The 22,636-nt window shown below is 64.8% G+C and carries 26 protein-coding genes; 9 read left to right on the top strand and 17 right to left on the bottom strand.

Annotated elements, in window-relative coordinates:
- Nucleotides 1-4 precede the first annotated feature (4 nt).
- From HZB53_21520 to HZB53_21480, 9 genes are all read right to left on the bottom strand, one after another.
- On the bottom strand, nt 5-1,588 hold the full coding sequence (locus HZB53_21520) for an NYN domain-containing protein (GenBank protein ID MBI5880239.1): 1,584 nt from the start codon (nt 1,586-1,588) through the stop codon (nt 5-7).
- Between the two features lie 83 nt (nt 1,589-1,671).
- On the bottom strand, nt 1,672-1,965 hold the full coding sequence (locus HZB53_21515) for a DUF167 domain-containing protein (protein MBI5880238.1): 294 nt from the start codon (nt 1,963-1,965) through the stop codon (nt 1,672-1,674).
- The gene (locus HZB53_21510; GenBank protein MBI5880237.1) at nt 1,962-2,219 is read right to left on the bottom strand and encodes a YggT family protein; all 258 of its coding nucleotides are present in this window, start codon (nt 2,217-2,219) and stop codon (nt 1,962-1,964) included. The genes HZB53_21515 and HZB53_21510 overlap by 4 nt, the downstream gene beginning before the upstream one ends.
- Complete coding sequence (locus HZB53_21505; GenBank protein ID MBI5880236.1) at nt 2,216-2,926, bottom strand: YggS family pyridoxal phosphate-dependent enzyme; 711 nt, start codon at nt 2,924-2,926, stop codon at nt 2,216-2,218. Before HZB53_21505 ends, HZB53_21510 begins: the two co-directional genes overlap by 4 nt.
- Before the next feature lie 7 nt (nt 2,927-2,933).
- Nucleotides 2,934-3,719, bottom strand: coding sequence for a peptidoglycan editing factor PgeF (gene pgeF / locus HZB53_21500; GenBank protein ID MBI5880235.1), 786 nt, complete (start codon nt 3,717-3,719; stop codon nt 2,934-2,936).
- A 60-nt stretch (nt 3,720-3,779) separates the two neighbouring features.
- Nucleotides 3,780-4,754: an electron transfer flavoprotein subunit alpha/FixB family protein gene (locus HZB53_21495; GenBank protein ID MBI5880234.1), complete on the bottom strand. Its 975-nt coding sequence runs from the start codon at nt 4,752-4,754 to the stop codon at nt 3,780-3,782.
- A 21-nt stretch (nt 4,755-4,775) separates the two neighbouring features.
- Complete coding sequence (locus HZB53_21490; GenBank protein ID MBI5880233.1) at nt 4,776-5,549, bottom strand: electron transfer flavoprotein subunit beta/FixA family protein; 774 nt, start codon at nt 5,547-5,549, stop codon at nt 4,776-4,778.
- A 29-nt stretch (nt 5,550-5,578) separates the two neighbouring features.
- Nucleotides 5,579-6,718 (bottom strand): acyl-CoA dehydrogenase family protein, encoded by a 1,140-nt coding sequence (locus HZB53_21485; GenBank protein ID MBI5880232.1) that lies wholly within the window; start codon nt 6,716-6,718, stop codon nt 5,579-5,581.
- A 330-nt stretch (nt 6,719-7,048) separates the two neighbouring features.
- Complete coding sequence (locus HZB53_21480) at nt 7,049-8,539, bottom strand: hypothetical protein (GenBank protein MBI5880231.1); 1,491 nt, start codon at nt 8,537-8,539, stop codon at nt 7,049-7,051.
- Nucleotides 8,540-9,250: 711 nt separating this feature from the next.
- Here HZB53_21480 and HZB53_21475 point away from each other — a divergent pair.
- On the top strand, nt 9,251-9,916 hold the full coding sequence (locus tag HZB53_21475; protein MBI5880230.1) for a hypothetical protein: 666 nt from the start codon (nt 9,251-9,253) through the stop codon (nt 9,914-9,916).
- A 92-nt stretch (nt 9,917-10,008) separates the two neighbouring features.
- Here HZB53_21475 and HZB53_21470 read toward each other — a convergent pair whose 3' ends face one another.
- The gene (locus HZB53_21470; GenBank protein MBI5880229.1) at nt 10,009-10,344 is read right to left on the bottom strand and encodes an RNA-binding protein; all 336 of its coding nucleotides are present in this window, start codon (nt 10,342-10,344) and stop codon (nt 10,009-10,011) included.
- A 403-nt stretch (nt 10,345-10,747) separates the two neighbouring features.
- On the opposite strand from HZB53_21470, the gene HZB53_21465 reads away from it, so the two are divergent.
- The 8 genes from HZB53_21465 (at nt 10,748) to HZB53_21430 (ending at nt 14,150) form a co-directional block, all read left to right on the top strand.
- On the top strand, nt 10,748-11,092 hold the full coding sequence (locus HZB53_21465) for a winged helix-turn-helix transcriptional regulator (protein MBI5880228.1): 345 nt from the start codon (nt 10,748-10,750) through the stop codon (nt 11,090-11,092).
- Nucleotides 11,089-11,442: a DsrE family protein gene (locus HZB53_21460; GenBank protein MBI5880227.1), complete on the top strand. Its 354-nt coding sequence runs from the start codon at nt 11,089-11,091 to the stop codon at nt 11,440-11,442. The genes HZB53_21465 and HZB53_21460 overlap by 4 nt, the downstream gene beginning before the upstream one ends.
- A 14-nt stretch (nt 11,443-11,456) precedes the next feature.
- Entirely contained in the window at nt 11,457-11,816 is a 360-nt protein-coding gene (locus tag HZB53_21455) for a DsrE family protein (protein ID MBI5880226.1), read from the top strand.
- A gap of 13 nt (nt 11,817-11,829) precedes the next feature.
- Nucleotides 11,830-12,156: a DsrE family protein gene (locus HZB53_21450; GenBank protein MBI5880225.1), complete on the top strand. Its 327-nt coding sequence runs from the start codon at nt 11,830-11,832 to the stop codon at nt 12,154-12,156.
- Nucleotides 12,157-12,223: 67 nt separating this feature from the next.
- Complete coding sequence (locus HZB53_21445; protein MBI5880224.1) at nt 12,224-12,442, top strand: SHOCT domain-containing protein; 219 nt, start codon at nt 12,224-12,226, stop codon at nt 12,440-12,442.
- Nucleotides 12,443-12,574: 132 nt separating this feature from the next.
- A complete protein-coding gene (locus HZB53_21440; GenBank protein MBI5880223.1) occupies nt 12,575-12,808 on the top strand; it encodes an SHOCT domain-containing protein in 234 nt (77 codons plus the stop codon).
- 109 nt (nt 12,809-12,917) lie between these two features.
- Nucleotides 12,918-13,934, top strand: coding sequence for an NAD(P)/FAD-dependent oxidoreductase (locus HZB53_21435; GenBank protein ID MBI5880222.1), 1,017 nt, complete (start codon nt 12,918-12,920; stop codon nt 13,932-13,934).
- The gene (locus tag HZB53_21430) at nt 13,935-14,150 is read left to right on the top strand and encodes a hypothetical protein (GenBank protein MBI5880221.1); all 216 of its coding nucleotides are present in this window, start codon (nt 13,935-13,937) and stop codon (nt 14,148-14,150) included.
- 175 nt (nt 14,151-14,325) lie between these two features.
- On the opposite strand, the gene HZB53_21425 is transcribed toward HZB53_21430, so the two are convergent.
- From HZB53_21425 to HZB53_21395, 7 genes are all read right to left on the bottom strand, one after another.
- Nucleotides 14,326-16,611: a recombinase gene (locus tag HZB53_21425; GenBank protein MBI5880220.1), complete on the bottom strand. Its 2,286-nt coding sequence runs from the start codon at nt 16,609-16,611 to the stop codon at nt 14,326-14,328.
- Nucleotides 16,612-16,723: 112 nt separating this feature from the next.
- The gene (nrdR, locus tag HZB53_21420; protein MBI5880219.1) at nt 16,724-17,212 is read right to left on the bottom strand and encodes a transcriptional repressor NrdR; all 489 of its coding nucleotides are present in this window, start codon (nt 17,210-17,212) and stop codon (nt 16,724-16,726) included.
- A 180-nt stretch (nt 17,213-17,392) separates the two neighbouring features.
- Nucleotides 17,393-18,406 carry a GNAT family N-acetyltransferase gene (locus HZB53_21415; protein ID MBI5880218.1) on the bottom strand — a complete coding sequence of 338 codons (1,014 nt, stop codon included), beginning with the start codon at nt 18,404-18,406 and terminating at the stop codon, nt 17,393-17,395.
- A gap of 89 nt (nt 18,407-18,495) precedes the next feature.
- Complete coding sequence (locus HZB53_21410; GenBank protein MBI5880217.1) at nt 18,496-19,701, bottom strand: hypothetical protein; 1,206 nt, start codon at nt 19,699-19,701, stop codon at nt 18,496-18,498.
- 91 nt (nt 19,702-19,792) lie between these two features.
- Nucleotides 19,793-20,623 carry a molybdate ABC transporter permease subunit gene (gene modB / locus HZB53_21405; protein MBI5880216.1) on the bottom strand — a complete coding sequence of 277 codons (831 nt, stop codon included), beginning with the start codon at nt 20,621-20,623 and terminating at the stop codon, nt 19,793-19,795.
- A gap of 7 nt (nt 20,624-20,630) precedes the next feature.
- Nucleotides 20,631-21,185: a PadR family transcriptional regulator gene (locus HZB53_21400; GenBank protein ID MBI5880215.1), complete on the bottom strand. Its 555-nt coding sequence runs from the start codon at nt 21,183-21,185 to the stop codon at nt 20,631-20,633.
- Nucleotides 21,186-21,428: 243 nt separating this feature from the next.
- Nucleotides 21,429-22,313, bottom strand: a complete 885-nt coding sequence (locus tag HZB53_21395; GenBank protein MBI5880214.1) for a dihydrodipicolinate synthase family protein — start codon at nt 22,311-22,313, stop codon at nt 21,429-21,431.
- Nucleotides 22,314-22,636: the final 323 nt, after the last annotated feature.

Genomic DNA, 22,636 nt, shown 5'->3' with positions numbered 1-22,636 from the left:
CTGTTTACGCAGCGGGCGCGTCGGCATCAGTCACCGCACTGTCGGCGGGCTTGTCGGCTGGCGGTTCCGAAGGCGGCGTCGTCGCGGGCTTCTCAGCGGCCGGCGGCTCGCCAAACGGCATGAAGAACGCGCGCGGCGCTTCCTCGCGGCGCTCGGTGGACGGCATCTCGAACGTGACGTAACGCGGTGCGGAGTGGTTGGTCTCGCGCGACTCGGCGTCGGCGTGCACGCGCTCGGTGACATCGGTGACTGTCGCCACGGGGGCTGGCGGCTCCAGCGGCGCAGCGTCGTCGGACGGCGCATGATCCGTGACGAACGCTTCCGCGTGATCCGCGAACGACGACTCGGTGCCCGTATCGGCCGCGTTGCTCTCGGCGATGCTGTCCGACGGGCCGCCGGCCAGCATCTCGCCCGGCGGCAGATCGACGTACTTGCCGAGCACGGCCGGATCGCTCGTCAACTGGTAGAAGGTACGGCGGCCGCGGCCCCGGTTGCTGCGGATCAACAGGCCGATGTGGATCGCTTTGATGACCATGCCCTTAAGCTCGCGGTTCGAGAGGTCCAGCAGCGCCTGGTTGCGCAGGCCGCGCAGCACGTCGAAGACGCGCACGAACGGCACCGCGCCTTCGATCGGCACCATCGCGTTGGCGAACAGCTTCCACTGTGTATCGCTGATCTCGACCTCGACCTTGCCCTCTTCCTCGCCCTCGCCACCTTCCACGTCCTCCTCGGCGGGCGGCTCGGTCGGTGTGATGACCTCCTCGACGAAGCGGCTCGATTTCTTCGGGTCTTCGCTCGGCAGGAAGACTTCGTTGATCGTGCCGGTTGTGAACAGTTTGACCTTGCCGCGCCGCTCGGCTTCCTTCACAAAGTCCTTGAACTTGGCGAGCGGGCGCCCGCGCGGATCCTTGAACTTGCTGGAGTCGAAGTCCTCCAGCAACTCGCTCATCAGGAGCTTGACCGAGGCGAGGGTGGCGACGTAGCCGCGCTGGCGCGCCAGCTTGATGGCCTCGACCAGCGTTTCGTACGGATCGCGCGGCTTCGACTTCTCCTTTTCAGGCGGTTTCAGGTTGTCGGTGATCTGGTGATAGAAGAAGAACTCGTCGGCGGCCTGCGCCAGGTGCGACGACGATGCGCCGGCCACGCCGATCACGACGGCGCGCTTGCCGAACTCGCGGATCGTCTTGACCAGCGGCACGAAGTCGCGGTCGCCGGTGATCAGCACGAACGTCTGGATGTTCGAGTGGCTGTACAGCATCTTCATTGCGTTGATGCACAGGAACATGTCGACGCTGTTCTTGATTGCGCCGCCTTTTTGCTTGCCGCCTTCGCCGTAGTGATAGGCGGGCACGTAGATCGGGTCGATCTCGTAGGCGTGCAGCGCATTGATGTAGTGCGAATACGGCGTCCAGTCGGCGTATGCCTGCGCCACCGAGACGCGGCCAAACTCTCCAGCTTTTTCGATGATCGACTCGAAGTCCGGATTGACATCATACTCCGCGAGCACCGAGATGTAGATGTTCTCGAAGTCGATGAACACGGCGACGTCCTGCCCGCCGAACACGCCTGCGCGATTGATTTCTGCCATAACCTGTGATTTTCCTTGTCTCTGCAGCCGGGGCACGCAAGCCGTCCGGGGCTGTGTGCCCCGGCGGCCGCTGTTGGGGGCGTCTAGCCCGTCCCCAGCCGCGCTCGAATGTCGTCGGCCGAGAGCCCGCTGATTCGCACCCGTTTCAGGCGCGACGTCTCTCCGCCGATAATGTCCACGTTTCCCTGCCGGATATGTAGCGCCTTCGCCAGCAGCGCAATCAGCGCGGCGTTGGCCTTGCCCTCGACGGGCGGCGCCGTCAACCGGACCTTCAACGCGTCGCCATGCCAGCCCTCTACCCGGTTCTGCGACGCGCGCGGCACGACCTTGACGGCGATGATCGCGCTCGCCAGGCCGTTCGCTGGGTGCTCTTTCATCCGCGCAGCACTTGCACGATGATCGATTCGATGATCTGCAACAGAATCATCGCAATGATCGGCGTGATGTCCAGCCCGCTAAACGGCGGCACGACGCGGCGCAGCGGGTTGAGCACGATCCCCGCTATCTGGGCAACCAGCCGCACGAACGGGTTGTACGGATCCGGTCGCACCCACGAAAACAGCACGTCCAGCAGAATGGCGATCTGCAGCAGACCGAAGAGCATCTGCACCGCCTGCACGAACAAACTCATGCCGCAGCCTTTCTCTCGCCGAAAATCGCCGTGCCGATTCGCACCAGCGTCGCGCCCTCCGCGATCGCCGCCCGGAAATCTCCGCTCATGCCCATCGACAGCTGGGGCAGGGGGCGGCCGAGCCGTGCGGCCAGGTCGTCACGCAGTGCGCGCACCCGCGCGAAAACCGGGCGCGCCGCCTCCGGGTCGGGCGCGAACGGCGCGACGGTCATCAGCCCGTCCAGACGCAAATGCGGCAGCGCCGCGATCTGCGCCGCCTCCCGGTAGAGCAGGTCGAGGCTGGCGCTTGGCCGGTAGCCGCTCTTGCTGGCTTCCTCGCCGGCGTTGACCTCGATCAGCACCGGCAGCACGCGCCCGGCCGCTGCGCAGCGCGCCTCCAGCGCCTCGGCCAGTCGCAGCGAGTCGATGCTGTGGATCATCGATGCGCAGGCGATCGCGTCCTTGACCTTGTTGCGCTGCAGATGGCCGATCAGGTGCCAGCGCGCGTCCGGCATCTGCACGGCCAGCGTTTCATACTTCTCGACCGCTTCCTGCACGCGATTCTCGCCGAAGTCGCGCAAACCTGCAGCGTACGCCTCGACGATGGCCGCCGCCGGAACGGTCTTCGACACGGCGACGAGCGCGACGGATCCGGGCGCGCGGCCGGCGCGCGCCGCGGCGTCGGCGATCCACTCGCGCACGTGCGCGGCATTCTCGGCGATCGTCATGGGCCTGTCATCCGTCCAGCGCGATTGCCGAGCCGAAACAGCCGTTCAGCCGGTTCTCGGCGCGCGCCGAGTAAAAATCGTCCACATGGCACGCCGTGCACAGCTCGGCCTGCTCGATCGCGCGCACGCCGGCTTCGCGCAACTGGGCTTCGATGGCGTGCGCCAGGTTCAGGTACGCCCGGCCGTCGGCGCGCGCTTCCACCCAGGCGTGCCCGTGCGCGTAGCGGTCCACGAACGACTGCGAGACTTCGTTGCCGACGTGATAGCAGCAGGCCCCGATGGCCGGGCCGATGCCCGCAACCATGTCGGCTGGATTGCTGCCATACTCCTCCTGCATCGCCTGCACCAGCTCCCCGGCGATGTTGGCCAGCGTTCCGCGCCAGCCGGAGTGCGCCAGTCCGATCGCCCGCCGTACCGGATCGTACAGCACGACCGGCGGGCAGTCGGCGTGCCGCTGCAGCAGCAGGACGCCCGGCTCGTTGCTGATCAGGGCGTCGCAGTCCGGCAGCCGCCCGCCGCGCGCATCGCGTCCGGCCCGGCGCACGGTGTTGCCGTGCACCTGGGAGGACGTGACCGCGTCGCGCGGGTGGAATCCGAGCGCCGCTGCCAGCCGCCGCTGATTCTCGGCCACGTTGGACGCCGAGTCGCCCGTGGCTCTGCTCAGGTTCAGCGATGCCCACGGCGCGGGGCTGACGCCGCCATGGCGCGTAAAGATGCCATGCCGGAGCGCGCTGTGCGCGTCCAGCGATTTGAAGTGAAATGCTGCGAGGCGTCCGTGGTTTTGGCGAATCAAGCGGGAAAACCCTGAGGGTGGGGCGGGCGGCACAGCGGCTGCCCGTCCGCGGCCCGTTCCTTACGCTTTCAACTGCCTGCATGCCTCGGTGAGCAGCGGCACGACCTGCATGGCATCGGCCACGATCCCGTAGTCCGCCACCTTAAAGATGGGCGCCTCGGGATCCTTGTTGATGGCGACAATGACCTTCGACGTCTTCATGCCGACCAGGTGCTGCATGGCGCCCGACACACCCGCCGCGATATACAGCGTCGGCGAGACGGTCTTGCCGGTTTGCCCGACCTGCTCGGAGTACGGCCGCCAGCCGGCATCGACGACGGCGCGCGTGGCGCCGACCGCGCCGCCCAGCACGCTCGCCAGCGATTCGAGCATGGCGAAGTTCTCCGGCCCCTGCATGCCGCGTCCGCCGCTGATAACGATCGGCGCTTCGGTCAGTTCGATCTTGCCCGTCTCGGCCTTGGTCATCTCAACGACTTTGGTCTTCAGCGCGACCGGCGTCACCGTCAGCGCGTCGACCGCCGTCGCTGCCCCGCCGCCTGCGGCCGGCGCGAATGCGTTCTGCCGCAGCGTGGCGACCAGCGGGAGTTTCTTCACCTGGTACACGGCAACCGCGCGGCCGCCGTACACCGGGCGCGTAACACTGATGGCGCCGCCGTCGAGCGCGAAGGCGGTGCAGTCGCTGGTCAGCGCGCACTGCAACTGTGTCGCCAGGCGCGGGCCGAGCGTCAGACCCATCGGCGTCGCGCCGAGGAAGATCATCATCGGCTGCGTGCGTTTGACCAGCTCGACCAGCACCGGCGCGTACGATGCGCCGTCATAGTCTTTCAGCGATGCGTCATCGGCGGCATAGACCTTGCCGGCGCCGTATGCGCCGAGTTGTCCGGCCGCATCCTTGACGCCGTTGCCGATCGCGACCGCTTCCACCGTGCCGCCCGTTTGCGCCGCCAGCCGGCCCGCTTCGCCCAGCAACTGGTGCGTAATGCTCTTGAATTTGCCGTCGCCGTACTCGGCAACGACCAGGATATTGTTAGCCATGTCTGTTCGCTCCGTCTGGGATTAGATAACCTTGGCCTGCTCGCGCAGGAGCCGCGCCAGTTCTTTGACCTGGTCGGCCGGCTCGCCCTGCAGGATGCGCCCGGCCTGGCGCGCAGGCGGCATGTCGAGCTTGACCATCTGCACGCGCGGCGCCAGCAAGTCGCCAGACACGCCGAGTCCCGCCACGTCGGTCTCCTGGATCGGCTTCTTCTTTGCGCCCATAATGCCCTTGAGCGTCGGGTAGCGCGGTTCAGTAGCCTGACCGGATGTGATCAGCGCGGGCAGCGCCGCTTCAACCGTCTCTTTGCCGCCTTCGACGTCGCGCTGGCAGCGCACGGTCGCGCCCGCCACTGTCGTCGAACGCGTGGTGGTGATCAGCGGCAGGCCGAGCAGTTCGGCCAGCGCAATGCCGGCCCAACCCTGGTCGTCGTCCACGCCCTTGCTGCCGGCGAAGATCAAATCGAAGCCGGTCTTTTTGGCCGCCGCGGCCAGCACGTGGGCGACGGTCAAGCCGTCCATCTCGCCGGCGTTCTCGGCCTTGATGATCATGGCGTCGTCGGCGCCCATCGCCAGACCCTGCATGATCATCTCGCGCACGCGCGCGGGACCCATCGCGACCAGCGTGATCTTGGTGCTCGCATCCTTGTCCTTGACCTGCAGCGCCTGCTCGAGCGCGTACTCGTCGTACGGCGAGGCGGCGTACTTGTCGATCTTGGACGCGTCGACCTGATTGTTGCTGACGCTGATCGGCGAGGCCGTGTCGGGGACCTGCTTCATCAATACGAGGATTTTCATCGCGACTCCGTAGGGTGGATGTATGCGCTCTAGCGCAACAACTGCCGCGCAATCACGACGCGCTGGATCTGGTTGGTGCCTTCGTAAATCTGGATCAGCTTGGCGTCGCGCATGTATTTCTCGACCGGATAGTCCCGCATGTAGCCGTAGCCGCCAAAGACCTGCACGGCATTGGTCGTCACGTCCATCGCCATGTCGGAACCGAAGCACTTGGCGATCGCCGACTCGAGCGAGGCGCGCTGGCCGTGATCGACCAGCCAGGCGGCCTTCCAGGTGATCAGCCGCGCCGTCTCGATGCGCATCGACATGTCGGCCAGCAGGAACTGGACGCCCTCGAACTGGGCGATGCTCTGGTTGAACGCCTTGCGCTCCTTGGCGTAATCGATGGCGGCTTCCATGGCGGCGCGCGCCAGTCCGACCGACATCGCGCCGATGCCTGCGCGCGACTGGTCGAGCGTGCGCATGGCGACTTTGAAGCCCTCGCCTTCGCCGCCGAGCCGGTTGGCGGCCGGCACCACGACGTCCTGATAGACGACCTGCGCCGTGTTCGACGCGCGCTGGCCCATTTTGTCTTCTTCTTTGCCGACCGACAGGCCCCTGGCGTCGCCGGGCACGACGAAGGCGTTGATGCCGCCGGTGCCCTTCGACGGGTCGGTCATCGCAAAGACGGTGTGCAGGCTGGCCACGCCGCCATTGGTGATGAACTGCTTGACGCCGTTGAGCACGTACTCGTCGCCGACCTTGCGCGCCGTCAGCTTCATATTGGCCGAGTCGGAGCCTGACTGCGGCTCGGTGAGGTTGAAGGCGATCAGGTTCGGCCCGGCGGTCAACTGGCCGAGGAACTTCTTTTTCTGCTCCTCGCTGCCCGCCAGCACGATTGGCGTGGCGCCGAGCGTGTTCGCCGAGAGAGTGGTGCAGATGCCGGCGCAGCCCCAGGCGATCTCTTCGACGAGCAGGCACTCCTCGAACTGGCCCAGACCGCCGCCGCCGTACGCCTCGGGGACAGTCAGGTTCATCAGCCCCAGCGCGTGCGCCTTGTTCACAACGGCGCGTGGAAACTCTCCGGACCGGTCATGCGCCCACGCCACTGGGCGAATCTGGTCGCGAGCGAACTCGTGTGCCAGATCGCGCAGAGCGCGTTGTTCGTCTGTTAGATTGAAGTCAACCACGGATGGCTCCAGCGTTGAAGGGAAAGGATCTCGGGGAAACAGCCTGGGATTCCACAGAACACTTGTATGAGATTATACAAGTAAAAACGACTATGTCGAAATGCCCTTGCCGGTCATCAGCAGTTCTCAATTTGGCTTTGGCTGGTACTTTCCAATGCCGGCTTGTCATGTGGTGGTGCTCGGCGCTTATCGCGCAAGCCGATTCGACGAGTACGCCGTGCTGCCCTCCCCGTTAGCTTTTCCCCTTCTCCCCCGCGCGCGGGGGAGAAGGGGCCAGGGGATGAGGGGGTAACCTGGTGGACAGACTCCAAAATGAGAATTGCTGGCCGCTCATTTGACCGTTTCTTCGACCCGGAAGACGCTATTGCCGTTGCTGGCGAGATAGTGCAAGCTATCGGGGCCGTCGAATACGATGCGGCTGCCGCGCACGAGCGCATCGTACGCCTTGCCGGCCACCCCGTCAATCGCAACCGACCAGCGTCCGCCGCTGCGCGCGCCGTAGGCGACGTGCCGGCCGCCGGGTGAGAACACGAGCGTGTACTCGCCCAGCGCCTCGAAAACCGGCCCTTCCTGGTCGTCGATAACGACGAACGAGCGGGTACCCTGTCGCGCAATATAGGCCAGCCGTCCGTCCGGCGCGTAGGTGATGTTCGCGATGTCGTCGTAGCGCTTGCCTTCACGCTCGTCGACGATCACGAGCCGCTGCGCGCCCGACTGCATGCCGTAGGCGTGGTGCTTGCTGTCCGGGCTGAAAGCGAACTCACCCCGGATACTGCCGCTGTACAGCGCGCCCTCGCGCGCATCCACGACCATGGTCCAGTTCTGCTCGATGCGCGCGGCATGCGCCAGCCGCTTGCCGTCCGGGCTGATGAACAGCGCACTGCTGATGCCGTCGTACGTCTTGCTCTCTTCGCCGTCGCGCACGACGAACTGCCGGCCGCTAGCCACTGCGCCATATACGAAATGCGCGCTGTCGGCGCTGAACTGCAGTGTGCCCGCGCCGATGAACGTGAAGGGCCGCTGCTCCTTGCCGTCGAGCACCGCCGCCTGCGTGTTGCCGATCAGCGCGACATAGGCGAAGCGCTGGCTGTTCGGGCTGAAGCGCGCCTCGCCGGCGAGCACGTTGTCGTACGCCTTTAGTTCCTGGCCGTCCACCACCATGAACGCGCGCCCGGCCGACTGGCCGCTGTACGCCACGCGCTTGCTGTCGGGGCTGAACAGCAGTCCGCTGCCGATGCCTTCGTAAATCTTGCCTTCCGCGCCGTCGACCACGGCGAAGCCTTTGCTATCATTGCGCACGCCGTACGCGACGCGGCGGCTGTCGGGGCTGAAGCGGAGCGTCGTCGTTATGACGGTATCGTAGAGCTTGCCTTCCTGCCCGTTGACGACGACGCGCTGCCGGTCGCCGCTGCGGGCGACATAGGCCAGCCGCGTGCCGTCCGCGCTGAATTGCAGCGTGCCGGGCATGATATCGTCGTAGAACGTCCCGAGCGTCCCATCGGACGCGACGGCGCGGCGCTCGCCGTCCTTGACGAGGTAGGCGATGTGCCGACTGTCGGCGCTGACGATCAGTGTTTCGGTCAGCGCGCGCGTGTCGAACTGGAGCAGCGACGTTTCGCGGCTGCTGCGCTCCAGCGCGGGCACGGTTGGCGCCGGAGTGCCGGGAATTACCGCGACCGTCGGCGTGGCGACAGCGACCGCAGTCGGCGCGGGGACCGGGGCAGGCTGCTCGCCAAACACCAGCCAAAGCGTGCCAATGCCGATCAGCACGCCGAGTATGTCGAGGATGGCGACGATGACGAAGAGTTTGCGGTAGGTCATGCCTTGGGGCGCTTGAAAAGTATGTGCTGATTATACACCACGCGAAAGACATTATCCACGAAATCGCACGAAGGGCAGCAATTCTCATTTTGGAGTCGGCCGCCAATATGCCCCTCATCCCCTAGCCCCTTCTCCCCCGCGCGCACGGGGGAGAAGGGGAAAAGCTAACGGGGAGGTGCGCGGCGGCGCAGCCGCCGCGCACCTCCCCTTAGAAAGTCGCCCCCTCCCAACTTTGTTGGGAGGGGGTCGGGGGGAGGGCAACGCCGCTTACTTGTCGAGCCAGCGTGCGTGACAAGCACCAGAGGGCCAAGTTCATGGCAAGCCGGCATTGGACAGTACGCGTCCAAAGCCAAATTGAGAATTGCTGCACGAAGGGGGTGTATTACAGATTGGGGGCGAGATGTGGCGCATGACCATACAGCCCTCCACATCGTCACTCCCGTGAAAGCGGGAGCCCAGGGGAAACATCTCTGGACGTGGGCGCATGGCCATGCGCCCCTACGCGGGCATGACGGCTTGTTGGCCCAATAGAGCATGGTAGGCGCTCAATACATCTTCGATAGAGTTGCTGCTGGAGGCTAGTGCGCGCGCTACTGCCATGTTCTTTCGCGTTTCTTCGTGGACACAGGCTGACAAACCGTATCGGGTATAATGGACGCGCTGCTGCGCGCCGCCGGGCGCGCGGCGGCTATCGCCTGCCCGGAGGGAGCTATGACTCAAGCGAATTTGCAGGAGATGATCGACGCCTGGATGCACACGCCTGATTGGGAGGCGTCGGTGGCGTACATGCGCGAACATGGCGCCACGCTGCTAAGCGATGCGGCCGAGGATTCGCTGCGGGCGAACGCGATGGAGTCGCCCGAAACACCGGAGATCGTTGTGCATGCGGACCTGCTGGCAGCTTGCCGTGCGCAGGGCATCGATGCGGGTTACGAGTCCGTGCTGAGCCAGATGGCTGAAGCGCAGGACGAAGCGTTGCTGAACGCGCTGCTCGACGTGCGTGATAGCTCCGAGCTCGCGCAGTTTGCGCAGACGCTGACCGTGGGCGGTCTGGACCGGCTGGTCGAGCTGGGCGATGACGCGCTAACAGGCATGCAAGGCAACAACGCGAGCGCGCTGCAGCAGCGCCTGGCGGCGCTGAAAGCGGTGCGTGAGCAGATCAACAGCCCGCTCTGGCACGGCATCCGCGATTATCTGGATGCGGCAACCGACCAGGCCGCGGAGGCGGTGCTGACGGCGCAGCCCGCGCTGTTGCTGACGAACGACGCCGAGGCGGCGCTCGACAGTATGGAAGGCGCCAATAAGCAGGCACAGACGCGGTTGGTCGAGCGGCGCTCGCTCTGGCGGCGCATTCGCGCGCTGACGACGGGGGCGTAGCCGGGCGGATGGTGTATCAAAGCCAGAGGGCGCGGATGATTCATCCGCGCCCTCTGGCGGCTGTTGCTGCTGCGTTCTGTCAGTACGGGAGTTTAGTAGCGGTTGCCGCCGCCGTAACCACCGCGACGTCCGCCGCCGCCACCGCCGCCGTAGCCGCCTCGGCTGCCGCCGCCGGAATCGGTCTTCGGGCGGGCGATATTCACGGTCAGGTTGCGGCCGTTCATTTCCTTGTCATTGAACAGGCGGATGGCATTCTCCGCCTCGGCCTGTGTGGCCATTTCGACGAAGCCAAAGCCCTTGGACTGGCGCGTGGTCCGGTCGAGGATAAGTGCAACCTCTTTGATCTCGCCAGCCTGCGCAAACAACTGGCGCAGATCGTCCTCCGTAACATCGTAGGACAGATTGCCAACATACAGTTTCGATTCCATACTTTTCCTTTCCCAACGAGGGCCGTCCGCGGACGAACCATGCGCCGGAACAAACAATAACGCCGCCAGCGGGTCAACACCGGGCGGCGCTTCCGATAGAGACGATTTAATATACCACATATTGCGAAATGTGCAAATTGGCGAAGGGTACGTGCAGCCATTCTCATATTGGAGTACGGCGCACCGTAGGGGTCGGGCTACCCGGCCTGCTGGACGCGGCGATCGCATCCCACCGACGGGTTGGCTGGCGATTGCTGGGAATGATGCGGCCTGCCGTCACGGTGCGAAGGCCTGCAAAGCGCCCATCCAGCGTTGAAATGAGAATCGCTGCACCAGGCGCTTGCTTGACAGGCCGTCGACTCGTCACTATAATATTCGTAAATATGAATGTAAGAATGGAATGATGAGTCACCTGCTCTTTCAACGCCATGCCGAACTGTGCCAGACACTTGCCAGCCCCGTGCGGCTGGAAATCCTTAGTCTGTTGCGCTTTGGCGAGCGGCGTGTCAACGAACTGGCTGAACAGACGGGCCTCAAGCAGGCCAATATCTCGCAACACCTGATGGTCCTGCGCCACAAGCGCATCGTCATTGCGCGCCGCGATGGCACCAGCGTGTACTACGGCATTGCCAATCCCAAAATCGTCCAGGCTTGCGACTTGATCCGCGAGGTGTTGGCCGAGCAAGCCGGCGAACATGCCGAGGTGGCGCGCGCTGCACGCAGCGCCCCGAGGAGAAAAGCCGCATGAAGACCCTTACGCTATTTCTGAGCACGCCGCCTTACTCCTACGAAAACACGCACACGGCGCTGCGCCTGGCGCACGCCGCGTTGGACAAGGGGTGGGGCGTCAACCTCTTTGCGTCGGCAGATGGCGTGTATAACTTCACGCGTGGTCACAAAGCCCAGGGTATTCCACACGCAGAGAAAGAGTTCGCTGCGCTCATGGAACGCGGTCTGCACGTCGAGTTGTGCGGCACCTGCCTGCACTTCCGTGGCATCAACGCAGAACATATCGCACCCGGCGCCGACCCGAGCTCCATGAAGCGGCTGTTCGGACTGATCAAAAACTGCGACGTTTTCGTTACGCTGGGATCGTGACACGGAGTAAGCCCATGAAGAATTCATTGTGCATTCTCATTCGCCGTCCGCCTTACGGGCAGATCCACGACGCTGAGGCGCTGCGGCACCTTGGCGGTGCTGTGGCCGAAAAGCTGGCAACCTGCGCCGTGTTGATTGACGATGGGGTGTACGCTGCGCGCGATGGACAGGACGCCGCCGGTACAGCCTGGACCGCTCAATCGCCTTTCTGGCCCCAACACCTAGCGAAGGGCGCGCGTCTCTGCATCCACGCTCCTTCGGCGCGTGCGCGCGGCCTGCTGGCAGACGGACGGTGGGTGGCCGGTGCGGAACTACTGGACGATGTCGCGGTGACGCAACTGCTGGCCGAATGCGACGCCGTGATGGTGTATTGAGGAGATGAGCGTTATGGAATCCGTCCTGGTGTGGATTAACAGCGCACCGTCAAGCTCGAATCTCAGGGGCGCGTTTGAACTCGCGCTAAACATGCGCGCACAAGGCCGCACAGTGTCCATTTTCCTGGCCCAGGATGCCGTACTGGCGGGCGTTGGCGCGCAAGGCGAGACGCCCGTGGTACACGCTTTGCAGGCGGGCATCGCCACCTATGCGCTAAGCGAGGACTTGCATCTGCGCGGCTTCGCGCCCGCGACCATGCAAGAAGGCGTTCAGCTCGCCGATTATACGCAGTTGGTGGATCTACTTGCCCAGCACGAACGCGTGATCGGGGCGCTGTGAGCGCGTCTTCACACAATCTCCATAACTTGATGATAAGGTATAGTACAGGAGGTGTAAGATGTGTTGCATGATGCACATGCTGAACCATGCGGGCCATAGCGCCCAGCCTGCGCAGGCCGACCCGCCGCAGAGCGAATCGTTGCGCGAGATCCTCAAACGGCGCTTTGCGCTTGGAGAGATCAACCGCGAACAGTTTGAGGAGATGAAACGCGTGCTCGGCGTCGCGGACACGCCTCACGCAGCAACAACTGATGACGCGTATCCGCATCATAGGCCGAAGGAGTGATCTGAAATGAATAAAACAGGGTGGGCCATCGTGCTGGCCGTTGGAGTTTTGCTCGTCATTATGCTGGTCGTGGCTCCGTTCGCCGGCGTCGCCGCCGGGCGTGGCTATGGCTGGGGTATGATGGGACCGGGCATGATGGGTGGATGGGGGTTCCCGTTCATGGGTGGACTTGGTATGTTGTTCTTCTGGCTGCTTATCATCGGAGGCGTGGTCTGGCTCGTGCAGTCGGTGGCCCGCAGTGCGGCGCCGACGGGTATGAGCGCACCGACGGCGGAGTCCGCGCTTGACATTCTCAAGCGCCGCTACGCCCGGGGCGAGATTACCAAAGAGCAGTTTGCAGAGATGCAACAGACGCTCGGCGTCTGATCGCACTTGCGTAACTTTGGGTTTACAATAGGCTCATGGGGGGATTGGGGTATACTGACTCCAATCAACTCCACGAGCCTTATGTTTTTGATACCAGCAGAGGGACACGATGACAGCCAAGACGATTCTCATTCTGGGTGCCGGTGCCGGCGGCATTGCAACGGCCAACGCGCTCGCCCGGTTGCTCAAACCCGAACACCATATCATGCTGGTGGACAAGTCCGACCGGCACGAGTTCGCGCCATCGTTCCTGTGGGTGATGATCGGCGCGCGCACGCCCGCGCAGGTGTCCCCCAACGTGCGTCGCCTACTCCACCCGCGTGTCGAGTTCGTGCAGGCTGAAGTCACGCAGGTTGATGCCGGCGCGCAGACGGCCCGCGTGGGTGAGCGCGAAATCCATTGCGATTATCTCGTGTTCGCCCTGGGCGCGGGGTTGGCACCCGAAAGCATGCCTGGGCTGGCTGCCGCTGCGCACACGTCGTATACGCTCACCGGCGCGACGAAGTTGTGGGAGGCGGTGCAGAAGTTTACGGGCGGGCGCGTCGCCGTCGTCGTCGCGCGCTTGCCTTTCAAGTGCCCCGCCGCGCCCTATGAGACCGCGCTGCTCTTGAAGTCGGCCTTTGACAAACGCAAAGTAAACGCGCAGATGGATCTCTTTACGCCGGAGCCGATGCCGATGCCTGTCGCCGGGCCAACGCTGGGCGGCGAACTGCGCGGTATCGTCGAACGGTCGGGCATCGCCTATCACCCGCTCACGCAGTTGAAGAGTGTGGACGGCGAACGGAAGGAACTTGTGTTTGAGAACGCGCCGAATGCTTCCTATGACTTGCTGGTGGCGATTCCGCCACACACTGGTTCGCGGGTGGCGCGCGAGGCCGGCCTGACCAACGAGGCGGGATGGATTCCGGTGGATGGTGCGTCGCTGCGGACCAAATATGCGAACGTCTTCGCCATCGGAGACGCTACGGCCATTACGTTACCGGGGCGCTGGAAACCCGAAACACCGCTGCTCTTGCCGAAGGCGGGCGCATTTGCGCACGCGCAAGGGGAGGTTGTGGCCGCCAACATCGCGGCGGAACTGGAGGGGCGCACGCCGGCCGCCGTCTTCGACGGTCACGGTTACTGAATGGTCGAACTCGGCCACGGGATGGCCGCCATGGGAGCAGGCAACTTCTACGCTACGCCCAGTCCGGCAGTAAACCTGGAACAGCCGGGCGCGTCGTGGCATTGGGGCAAAGTGCTGTTCGAGAAATACTGGCTTTCCTCGGGCGCGACGCGCGAGTTCTATCGTGCGCTGATACTCGCGGGCAGCAAGAGCACGGGTGTGGAAATGCGGGTGTGAGCGCGTGTAAGAACCGAAGGCAGCCTCAATCCGATTGGGGCGTAGGGTGCACGATGGAGATCTCAAGAATCGTACGCGCAGCACCGGTCGAGCCGTACACATCGGTCGCACAGTCAATAAAACAAACGCCCCGCGGTGAAGCGGGGCGTTTGTTTTTTTGTCCAGCGCTTGCGCGCTAGTTGTTGCTTGGCGCCGGCGCGAAATCCACTTCGCAGACGCCCGAGGCGCACGCCAGTTCCTGCGCGGCGGTCGTCAGGTCTTCTTCCTCGTAGCGGAACAGCTTCGAGAAATCGATCTGCGGGAACTGTCCGGCCAGCTTCTCGTACTCGCCCTGCGTGATATCCTGATACGGCATCTGCGCGTACTGGGCATCGTACGCCGGCAGGAACGTCATGCCGCCGACCAGATCGCGGTGATCCCAGACCCATTTGACCAGTTCGATCACCTCATCCGGCGTGTAGGTGATCGTCACGCTCGGGTTGTGCTCGGTCCAATTCTGCTTGACCTGCAGCCAGTATTCGCACTGCCGGAGCGCGGAGATGTCGTTGCGCGTGATCGCGCCGTCGGGCGCCTTGACCGGGAAGTGCACCACCCAGGTATTGGCGTTCTCCGGTGTCTGGCCATTCTCCGGGTCCATCGGCGCGCCGGCGTCGCGTAGCACTTTGAACAGCGGCGAGTGCCCGCTGACGCGCACGTTGCGGATGTAGTAGGGCGCCCAGCGTGCGTGAATGCCCGACGAGCAGTCGAACAACTGCGACGAGTTGCCCGACGGCTTGACGCACGTCACGGCGGCCGAGACGTTGATGCCGAGCGACTGCGCCGCCTGCCGGTTGGTCTCCACCGCGACCTGGCGCAGCTTCGCCTGCACCGACGCATCCTGCGCGACCCGGCTGTCCAGTTGCCCGTTGATGTCCACGCCGAGCAGTCGCTCGTCTTCGCAGTTGGCCTGCCACTGCGGGCGCAGGCCGGGGAAGTGCGTCGCCATCGACTGGATGGTGCCGATGATCGTCGCGAGCTCGACCTTTTCTTTGAGCGTCTCGTACGTGTCGTCTTTGCGCGCGACGGCGATCGACAGATTGCAGAACTCCCACGGGCGCAGGATGATCTCGCCGCACGGGTTGGTGCCGAAGTCGAGCGGCTTGCGCCGCGCCGGCACCGAGTTCAGCGCGGCCTGGCGGCTGAAGATGCCGGGCTCGCCGCGCCCGCCCTCGGCCATTTCCAGCATTTGGCGCAGGATCTCGGTCTGGGTCAGTCCGGCTTCCGGCCAGACGGTGCTGTTGTTGGCGTTCCAGCGCTGGCTGTTCTCGCGCTCGAAGTCGCCGTTCTTGGAGGCCAGCATCTCGGCGTCGTGGTAGTCGAACAGCGAGATCATCGCCGTGCGGCGCATGCCGCCGCTGACCGCCGCGTTGCCGACGGCGCACATCATGTCGTGCGCGTCGATCGGACGCAGGAACGAGCCCTGGCGCGCCAGGATGCGCGCGCGCAGGAAGTCGAGCATCTGGCGCAACGGCTCGGGGCCGGACGCCCGCCCGCCCTTGGTGCGCAGCGGCGCGCCGGCCGGTCGCAGCAGCGACAGGTCGAAGGCCATATCGCCGCCCTCGAACCAGGTCTGCATGCCGGCGCGCATCGCGTCGGCCCAGCCTTCGGCCGAATCTTCGACGACCATGCGCAGTGGGGTGTGCCCGCCCTGCCGCCGGATGCGCGGGAAGTTCTCCACGTAGCGGCTCTCGACCGAGTAGCCGACGCCGCAGCCGCTCATCGAGATGATCAGCGCCTCGACGAATGAGTCGATGCTCTCGACCGGCTGGTACGAGCAGTTGTAGATCGCAATGTTGTTGCGACGCGCGGCGGCGCCGGCCATCGCCAGCAGGCGCATCGACGGCATGGCGCGCATGCCGAGCATGCCGGCGCGGATGCGCGCGTACGTCTCGCCGGGCAGGCGCGACTGCGACAGCTCACGCAAGTAGTCGACCGCGCGATCGACCGTCTCGATCCACGTCTCGCGGCGGCCGAGATCGTAGTTGAAGCGCGAGTACTTGTCGTAGAACTGGAACTTCTGCAGTTGCGTCGGGAAGTAGCTGTCGGACTCGTCAAACGCGGCGCGCACGGCATCCGGGATCGGGCGCTCCTTGCGCTGCTTGGCGTGCTCGGCGCGGTAGAGGATGTAGTGCTTGGCCGCCTCGTACTCGCCGGCCGCCTGCAGCACCATCTCGACCACGTCCTGCACGTCCTCGACGGCCGGCCGCTCGAACTTGGCGGATATGATGTTCACCGCCTGCCGCGACAGCGCTTTAATCGGGGTGCTGGGCGTGCGTCCGAGCGAGGCAAAACAGCGCGCCATCGCGTTCTCGATCCGCTCGATGTCGAACATCACCACGCGCCCGTCGCGCTTGGTGATGGTCGTGGGCATGACCACGAGCGAAACGGGGTTGAGTGCCTGGCCGCGCTTTTCGATCAGCATGTGTGCTCTCCCTGCAAAAATGGTTATTGCGGGCCATTCCAGTCCGCAAAGATAAAAACAAAAAGGCGGGCGCGCGTCCCTGTCCAGCAGGGACGCACGGCCCGCCCGGGGATTAAATAAGTTTGAGTTGCGCTTTGAGTTCTTCCTCGCGCTGCTTGCGCTCCTTGAGCGCCTTGATCTCGTCCGCGAGGCTGTCCACGTCCGCGAATTTTCGGTAGACGGAGGCGAAACGCACGTACGCCACATCGTCCAGCGCGCGCAGTTTCTCCATGACTTTCTGGCCGACCAGATCGCTGCGCACCTCGGCCTGGCCGATGCTGAACAACTCGGTTTCGATCTCGGTGACCACCTGCTCCATCTGTTCGGCGGACACCGGCCGCTTGGCGCACGCCAACTGCACGCTGCGGAAGATCTTCTCGCGGTTGAATTCCTCGCGCCGGCCGTCGTTTTTGATCACCATGAGGTGGATCGGCGCGACGCGCTCGTACGTCGTGAAGCGCTGGTGGCACTTGAAGCACTCGCGGCGACGCCGAATGCCGCCACCCACTTCGCGGGTATCGATGACCTTGGAGTCTGCGTTAGCGCAGAATGGACATTTCATAGCGCACTATATATAGTGGTCAATGGCGTGACTATTACTAAATATGGGCACGACAGGGGAAAGTGTATCACAGGGTCAAGGGGAATGCAAGCGGATTGCCTTAAAGATCAGGCCGCGTAGCGTCAGCTTTAAGGCCGGGACTGCCACGTCGCACCGGCCATGCAGAAAAACGGAGGAAATCTATCGAGAAACAGTCAACATGTGGACGTGTGTGTCCACCGCGCCCATGCGGTACTTGTACGTCTCGCTGCCTTGCAGGAAGTCGAAGTGGGTCCGTTTCTGCTCGATCGAGTGCTCGATCAGGTGGCTGAGCAGGACAATGCCGGGGCTGAGCGCGGCGTACGCCTGCGGATCATAGCCCGAGTTGTACAGCAGCGTCTGTTTGTCGTACACGAAGCTGAAATAGGTCGCGGCGCGCTGGCCGTTGACCTCGATGAACGACAGTTCCAGCCAGCCGGCCGCCAGCATGATGCGCGCCAGGTCGCGGAAGTATGCCTGCATCGCCGGGGTCATGAACGAGTCTTTGTTCTGCTGCGATTTCTGGTGCAGGTCGATGAAGTCGCTCAGCGCCTGGTCGAGATCGTGCGTGGCGCCGGTGACGTACCAGTTGATCTCCGCCTCGGCGTGCGCTTTGCGCAGCTTGCGGCGCACCTCGTGCCGCTGCTTCTTGTCGAGCGTTTCGAGGTAGGCGTCGAACGTCTCGGGCAGGGTGATGACTGGACAGACCTCCTCGACGCGCTCCTCTGCGCTGAACCCGCGCGCGGTAGCCTGCGCGGCCATCAGCGTTCGCGTCGCCGACGCAGCCGGCAGGTTGCGCAGGTCGAGCACATGCCAGTTGTCCCGCGTGCACAGCGCGTCGAACGCCGCGGCGATCACCGTCTCTTCGCTGCCGCGCGGCGCAATGATGTCACAGTAGTCGGCCACCTCGACGCCGCCGATCAGCCGCAGCGCCACGCGCCCGTCCACCGGCGGCTCGGCGTATAGCGGCACGATGCCTGCCAGCGCGCCCGCATCGTCGCGGACGACGACCAGCCGCAGGCCGCCCTCGGCGCCGAAGTGTTGCCACCAGTTGGCCTGAAACTCTCGCGTCAGGAAAAGCGTATTGGTGGCGGCGCGTCCCAACAGGGCGCTCCATTCGGAACTCAGCGTGTCAAAGGCATCGGCGGTGTCGTAGATCTGGACGTTCAAGGGCATGGCCTGTGCAGGATGGGATGGTGCGCGAGTGACCGTACGCAGCGCGCAATACGTTATAGCACGCGAACGAAAGAGGGACAAATAGCCGGCTACATCCCGCTCTCGTCCGGCACAATGCGCGCGACGCGGTAGCCGATCAATCCGGTCAGCAGGCCCGCGCCCGCGCTCAACACGATGCCCAGCAGCAGATCGCTCGCGCCGATCGGGTAGTCGCGCAGCACGGGCAACTGCTTGTACCACGCGAACGCCGTGATGACCAGGCTGGCGCTGTAAATCGGCGCGGCAATCCACATGCGCGGGCGCGCCCAGGCGATCCGGTCGAGCAACGCGACGAGCAGCAGGGGCGGCAGCGACAGCGCGAGCATCCACGCTTGCCCGAAGCCGACCCAGCCGGAGAGCCCCACGGCCGACATGAACACCGTGGAGATTGCCACCGTCGAGTCGGGATTGTTGCGGATGAACTCCGTGGTGACTGAGACCGGCTGCAAAATGGCAAAGCCGGCCGCGGTAACGCCCACACTGACCAGTTGCAGGACGAACGCGATGCCGAACATCAGCAGGCCGACGCTGAAGCGCCTCACCACGCGCACCGCCAGCACCAGCGCGAGGGGGAAAAACGCGCCGACCAGCACCGGGAAGAGCAGGCCGTACAGCCCGGCGCCCTGCACTTTGTAGCCTTCCACGAACGCCTGGCTCATCTGGAAGTTGAACGCCTCGAACAGGAACGCGCCCGGCAGGCCGACACCCCAGAACAGGGAGCTTCCGCGCGCGAACGGCACACCGAGCCGCCGCGCCGACGTCGCCATGCCGGTCAGCAGGCTCAGGTCGACGAGCATGGTCGAGAGCATGATGAAGAGGTGCGGCGGGCTCCAGAGCGTCGCGTCGATGCCGAAGGCGCGGTGCCACAACTCATCGAAGCCGCCGCCATTCAAGGCGGCGACATACGCGACGAGGACGCCCCAGAACGGCGGGGCCGCTTCCAGCGTCCCGAAGCGCCAGGCGCCGGTCAGTCGCTGGCCGCTGCGGGCCAACTCGCTTTCGTAGATAACCCAGGCGAGCGCGATCGCCAGCCCGCCGACGAAGGCGACGACCACCAGCAGGTGCGGCGGAATCCAGAGGCTGTCGCGCCCGATGGCGACGTGCCACTGAATGTCCCAGGCCCCGCCGAAGAAGTTGAACAGCTTGAACAGCGCAATGGTGAACAGTGCGGCCAGCCGCCGTTTTTCCAGCGCGGTCTGGTCGATGGCGCGTGGCGCCACCGCTTGCCGGAGCCGGCTCTGAATGGCGTCAATCATGTCGTCTCCCCCCCCCTCGCGTCCTGGCGGCACGTCCACCGATCCGCCATGACAGTATAACACAGCCGCGACGGCGCCGACGCCGGGCGGCCTATGACTGCCGCAGGAAAGTCTTGATGATGATCAGGGCGGCAAACGCGAAGCTGACCAGAATCAAGGAAAGCGTCAGCGCGACGTCGAGGTGAAGCTCAAAACCGAGATAGATCGCCAGTGGCATCGTCTGTGTGCGGCCGGGGAAGTTGCCGGCGAAGATGATGGTCGCGCCGAACTCGCCGAGCGCGCGCGCAAAGGTGAGCACCGCGCCGCCGGCCAACGCCGTCCACGCCAGCGGCGCCAGCACGAAGCGAAACAACTGCCAGCGATCGGCGCCGTCGAGCGCGGCAGCTTCCAGCATCTCGCGCTCGATCGACGCGAAGCCGACGATGGCCGATTTAACGTAAAACGGCGATGCGATGAACGTCTGCGCGATGATCACGGCTGCAGTCGTGAAGGCGATATCGATGCCGAGCGTGTCGAGCGTGGAACCGAGCAGACCGCGCCGCCCGAACGCGAGCAGCAGCGCGACGCCCGCGACCGCCGGGGGCAGCACGGTTGGCAGGTCGATGAACGTGTCGAGCACGCGCTTGAGCGGGAAGGTGCGCCAGGCCATCAGCATGGCGACCGGCGTACCGAAGGCGATCGACAGCAGGGTGGCCGTCAGGCTGGTGCCGATGCTCAGGCGCACGGCCAATGCAACGTCCGGCCGCTGCAGGTTCTCCCATGCGCCGCCCGGCGAGGTGCTCAGCAGCAGCGCGGCGACCGGCAGCGTGATGAACAGCAGGAACGGCACGGCCGCCAGCCACAACGGGGCATGCACGGCGCGCCGTGCGGCCAGGTCGTCGCCGCGCGCGGGCGCAGCCAGCCAGTCGCTCAGGGTCGTCATGCGCTTCTCAACTGTCCGCGGCCGCCGCGATCAGTGCGGGCGTGCCCGTGTCGAGCCAGGCCAGCATCGCTTCGATCTGATGAAGCCGGAAGTTTTTGACGAGCGCCTCGAATGGCGCACCATCGGCAGGCGAACCGGTGCGTCGCTCGTCCAGCCACGCGCGACATTCCGCTTGCTGTACTGCGACAAGTGCGGCGGCCGCCCCGGCGCCTTCGCGCGCGGCGAAATACAGCTTGGCGAGGAAGTCCTGGCGCAGGTCGCGGCCGTGCGGCACCGGCGAGCGCACCCAGGTGAGGAAGCGGTCGCGGCCGGCGCGCGTCAGCCGGAAGACCCGGCGGGGCGGGCGCGTCTCCTGCGTCTGAAGCGTCGCGCTGACCAGTCCCTCGGATTCGAGCTTGGCGAGCAGGGCGTAGAGCTGGCTCTGCTTGATGCGCCAGATGAGCCACAGCCCGTGCGGGTCGCACAGCTGCTGATAGAGCTCGTAGCCGTGCATCGGGCGCCGGCGCAGAAAGCCGAGCAGGGCATGCTCCATCGCGAGCGGGGCGCGGGTGGTGCGACTCATGACAGGGATTGATTACTCAAAGTGTGAATACCCGAAGTGTAATCGACAGTCGGACGGCTGTCAAGCGAGCGAGCACCGCAATCGAAGCCTTGGGTCATGCAGCAGAACGCACATCGACCGGGGTTTAGTTGACCTTGAGCCTGGACGGTGAAAACGGCGAAGCCGGAAGGACAAGCCCTTCCGGCTTCGCGCGCTGAACACTCGACGATGCAATTGGCGTCTATGCGCGTGATTCGCGGATCGCTAGACTGCTTTCAGCGCGGCGAACGCCTCGCGGACGCGGGACTTCTGATCGTCGCTGAGGTCGCGCATCGGCCGGCGCGGATAGCCGCTCGGTACGCCTTGCAGCGACTGCACGTACTTGACGCCCGACGGCAGCAGGTCGCCCGCGATCGTGTTCCATAACCGCAGGATCGGCCATGTCAGTCGTTCGGCGGTCGCGTAGTCTTTCTTCTGCACCGCGTTCCACATCGCCACCGTCTCAAACGGGACAGCCGACGGCACGGCCGCAATCGAACCGTGCGCGCCGAGCGCGAAGGTCGGGTAGAGCAATGCGTCGATCGCCGAGTGCACGATCTTGCCGGGCGGCAGGTCCATCAGCAGGTCGGCCACGGCCTTCATATCGCTATTGCTTTGCTTGACGCCGAGCACGCCCGGCACCTCGCGCATGATGCGGATCATCAGCGCAGCCGACAGGTAGCACCACGGGATCACGTTGTAGATCAGCACCGGCAGGTCGGTCGCTTCGGCGATATCGCGGAAGTGCGCCAGGCATGCTTCGTCGTCCGGCTTGAACAGGTAGTGCGGGGGCGTCACCTGCAGCGCGCCGGCGCCGGCGCCTTTGGCGATGCGGCAACGCTCGATCGCCTGCTTCGTGCTGTTGACGATGATGCCGGCGACCAGCGGCCGCGGGCTGGCGGCGCGCGCGACAGTCGTCCAGAGCGTTTCGAGTTCGCGCGCTTCGAGCGTGTAGCCTTCGCCGATGCTGCCGCCGGCGCAGATGCCATTCACGCCCGCGCTGGCCAGGAACTGCACCTGCGCGGTCACCGCTCCGGTGTCGATGTTCTCCCTTGTGTCAAACGCAGTCGTCATCGGCGGGATGATACCCGTCAAGTCATGGGTAGTCATACGGTCTCCTGTCGGGTGTGTATGGGGGCGGATACAGGCGGATTGTACGCTTAACGATGGGCAAATGGCAAACGCGTAGCGTCGGTCAGAGTGGGCGCAGCAATTCTCATTTTGGAGTCGGCTGCCAATATGCCCCCTCATCCCCTGCCCCTGCTCCCCCGCGCGCGCGGCGGAGCAGGGGCAAAGCTAACGGGGAGGTGCGCGGCGGCGCAGCCGCCGCGCACCTCCCCTAAGAATCTCGCCCCCTCCCAACGAAGTTGGGAGGGGGTCGGGGGGAGGGCAGCGCCACTTTTTCGGCGGGCCAGCTTGCGTGACAAGCGCCT

The sequence above is a fragment of the Chloroflexota bacterium genome (genome assembly GCA_016235055.1).
GTDB lineage: Bacteria > Chloroflexota > Anaerolineae > JACRMK01 > JACRMK01 > JACRMK01.
Note: the sequence above shows the minus strand (reverse complement) of the source record. Positions and strands in the feature narration are given on the sequence as shown.

Bases quoted from the DNA above. Each gene is read 5' to 3' on its own strand.
- HZB53_21520 (MBI5880239.1), bottom strand. From the start codon at position 1,588: ATGGCAGAAATCAATCGCGCAGGCGTGTTCGGCGGGCAGGACGTCGCC.
- HZB53_21515 (MBI5880238.1), bottom strand. From the start codon at position 1,965: ATGAAAGAGCACCCAGCGAACGGCCTGGCGAGCGCGATCATCGCCGTC.
- HZB53_21510 (MBI5880237.1), bottom strand. From the start codon at position 2,219: ATGAGTTTGTTCGTGCAGGCGGTGCAGATGCTCTTCGGTCTGCTGCAG.
- HZB53_21505 (MBI5880236.1), bottom strand. From the start codon at position 2,926: ATGACGATCGCCGAGAATGCCGCGCACGTGCGCGAGTGGATCGCCGAC.
- HZB53_21495 (MBI5880234.1), bottom strand. From the start codon at position 4,754: ATGGCTAACAATATCCTGGTCGTTGCCGAGTACGGCGACGGCAAATTC.
- HZB53_21490 (MBI5880233.1), bottom strand. From the start codon at position 5,549: ATGAAAATCCTCGTATTGATGAAGCAGGTCCCCGACACGGCCTCGCCG.
- HZB53_21480 (MBI5880231.1), bottom strand. From the start codon at position 8,539: ATGACCTACCGCAAACTCTTCGTCATCGTCGCCATCCTCGACATACTC.
- HZB53_21475 (MBI5880230.1), top strand. From the start codon at position 9,251: ATGACTCAAGCGAATTTGCAGGAGATGATCGACGCCTGGATGCACACG.
- HZB53_21470 (MBI5880229.1), bottom strand. From the start codon at position 10,344: ATGGAATCGAAACTGTATGTTGGCAATCTGTCCTACGATGTTACGGAG.
- HZB53_21465 (MBI5880228.1), top strand. From the start codon at position 10,748: ATGAGTCACCTGCTCTTTCAACGCCATGCCGAACTGTGCCAGACACTT.
- HZB53_21460 (MBI5880227.1), top strand. From the start codon at position 11,089: ATGAAGACCCTTACGCTATTTCTGAGCACGCCGCCTTACTCCTACGAA.
- HZB53_21455 (MBI5880226.1), top strand. From the start codon at position 11,457: ATGAAGAATTCATTGTGCATTCTCATTCGCCGTCCGCCTTACGGGCAG.
- HZB53_21450 (MBI5880225.1), top strand. From the start codon at position 11,830: ATGGAATCCGTCCTGGTGTGGATTAACAGCGCACCGTCAAGCTCGAAT.
- HZB53_21445 (MBI5880224.1), top strand. From the start codon at position 12,224: ATGATGCACATGCTGAACCATGCGGGCCATAGCGCCCAGCCTGCGCAG.
- HZB53_21440 (MBI5880223.1), top strand. From the start codon at position 12,575: ATGATGGGTGGATGGGGGTTCCCGTTCATGGGTGGACTTGGTATGTTG.
- HZB53_21435 (MBI5880222.1), top strand. From the start codon at position 12,918: ATGACAGCCAAGACGATTCTCATTCTGGGTGCCGGTGCCGGCGGCATT.
- HZB53_21430 (MBI5880221.1), top strand. From the start codon at position 13,935: ATGGTCGAACTCGGCCACGGGATGGCCGCCATGGGAGCAGGCAACTTC.
- HZB53_21425 (MBI5880220.1), bottom strand. From the start codon at position 16,611: ATGCTGATCGAAAAGCGCGGCCAGGCACTCAACCCCGTTTCGCTCGTG.
- nrdR (MBI5880219.1), bottom strand. From the start codon at position 17,212: ATGAAATGTCCATTCTGCGCTAACGCAGACTCCAAGGTCATCGATACC.
- HZB53_21415 (MBI5880218.1), bottom strand. From the start codon at position 18,406: ATGCCCTTGAACGTCCAGATCTACGACACCGCCGATGCCTTTGACACG.
- HZB53_21410 (MBI5880217.1), bottom strand. From the start codon at position 19,701: ATGATTGACGCCATTCAGAGCCGGCTCCGGCAAGCGGTGGCGCCACGC.
- modB (MBI5880216.1), bottom strand. From the start codon at position 20,623: ATGACGACCCTGAGCGACTGGCTGGCTGCGCCCGCGCGCGGCGACGAC.
- HZB53_21400 (MBI5880215.1), bottom strand. From the start codon at position 21,185: ATGAGTCGCACCACCCGCGCCCCGCTCGCGATGGAGCATGCCCTGCTC.
- HZB53_21395 (MBI5880214.1), bottom strand. From the start codon at position 22,313: ATGACTACCCATGACTTGACGGGTATCATCCCGCCGATGACGACTGCG.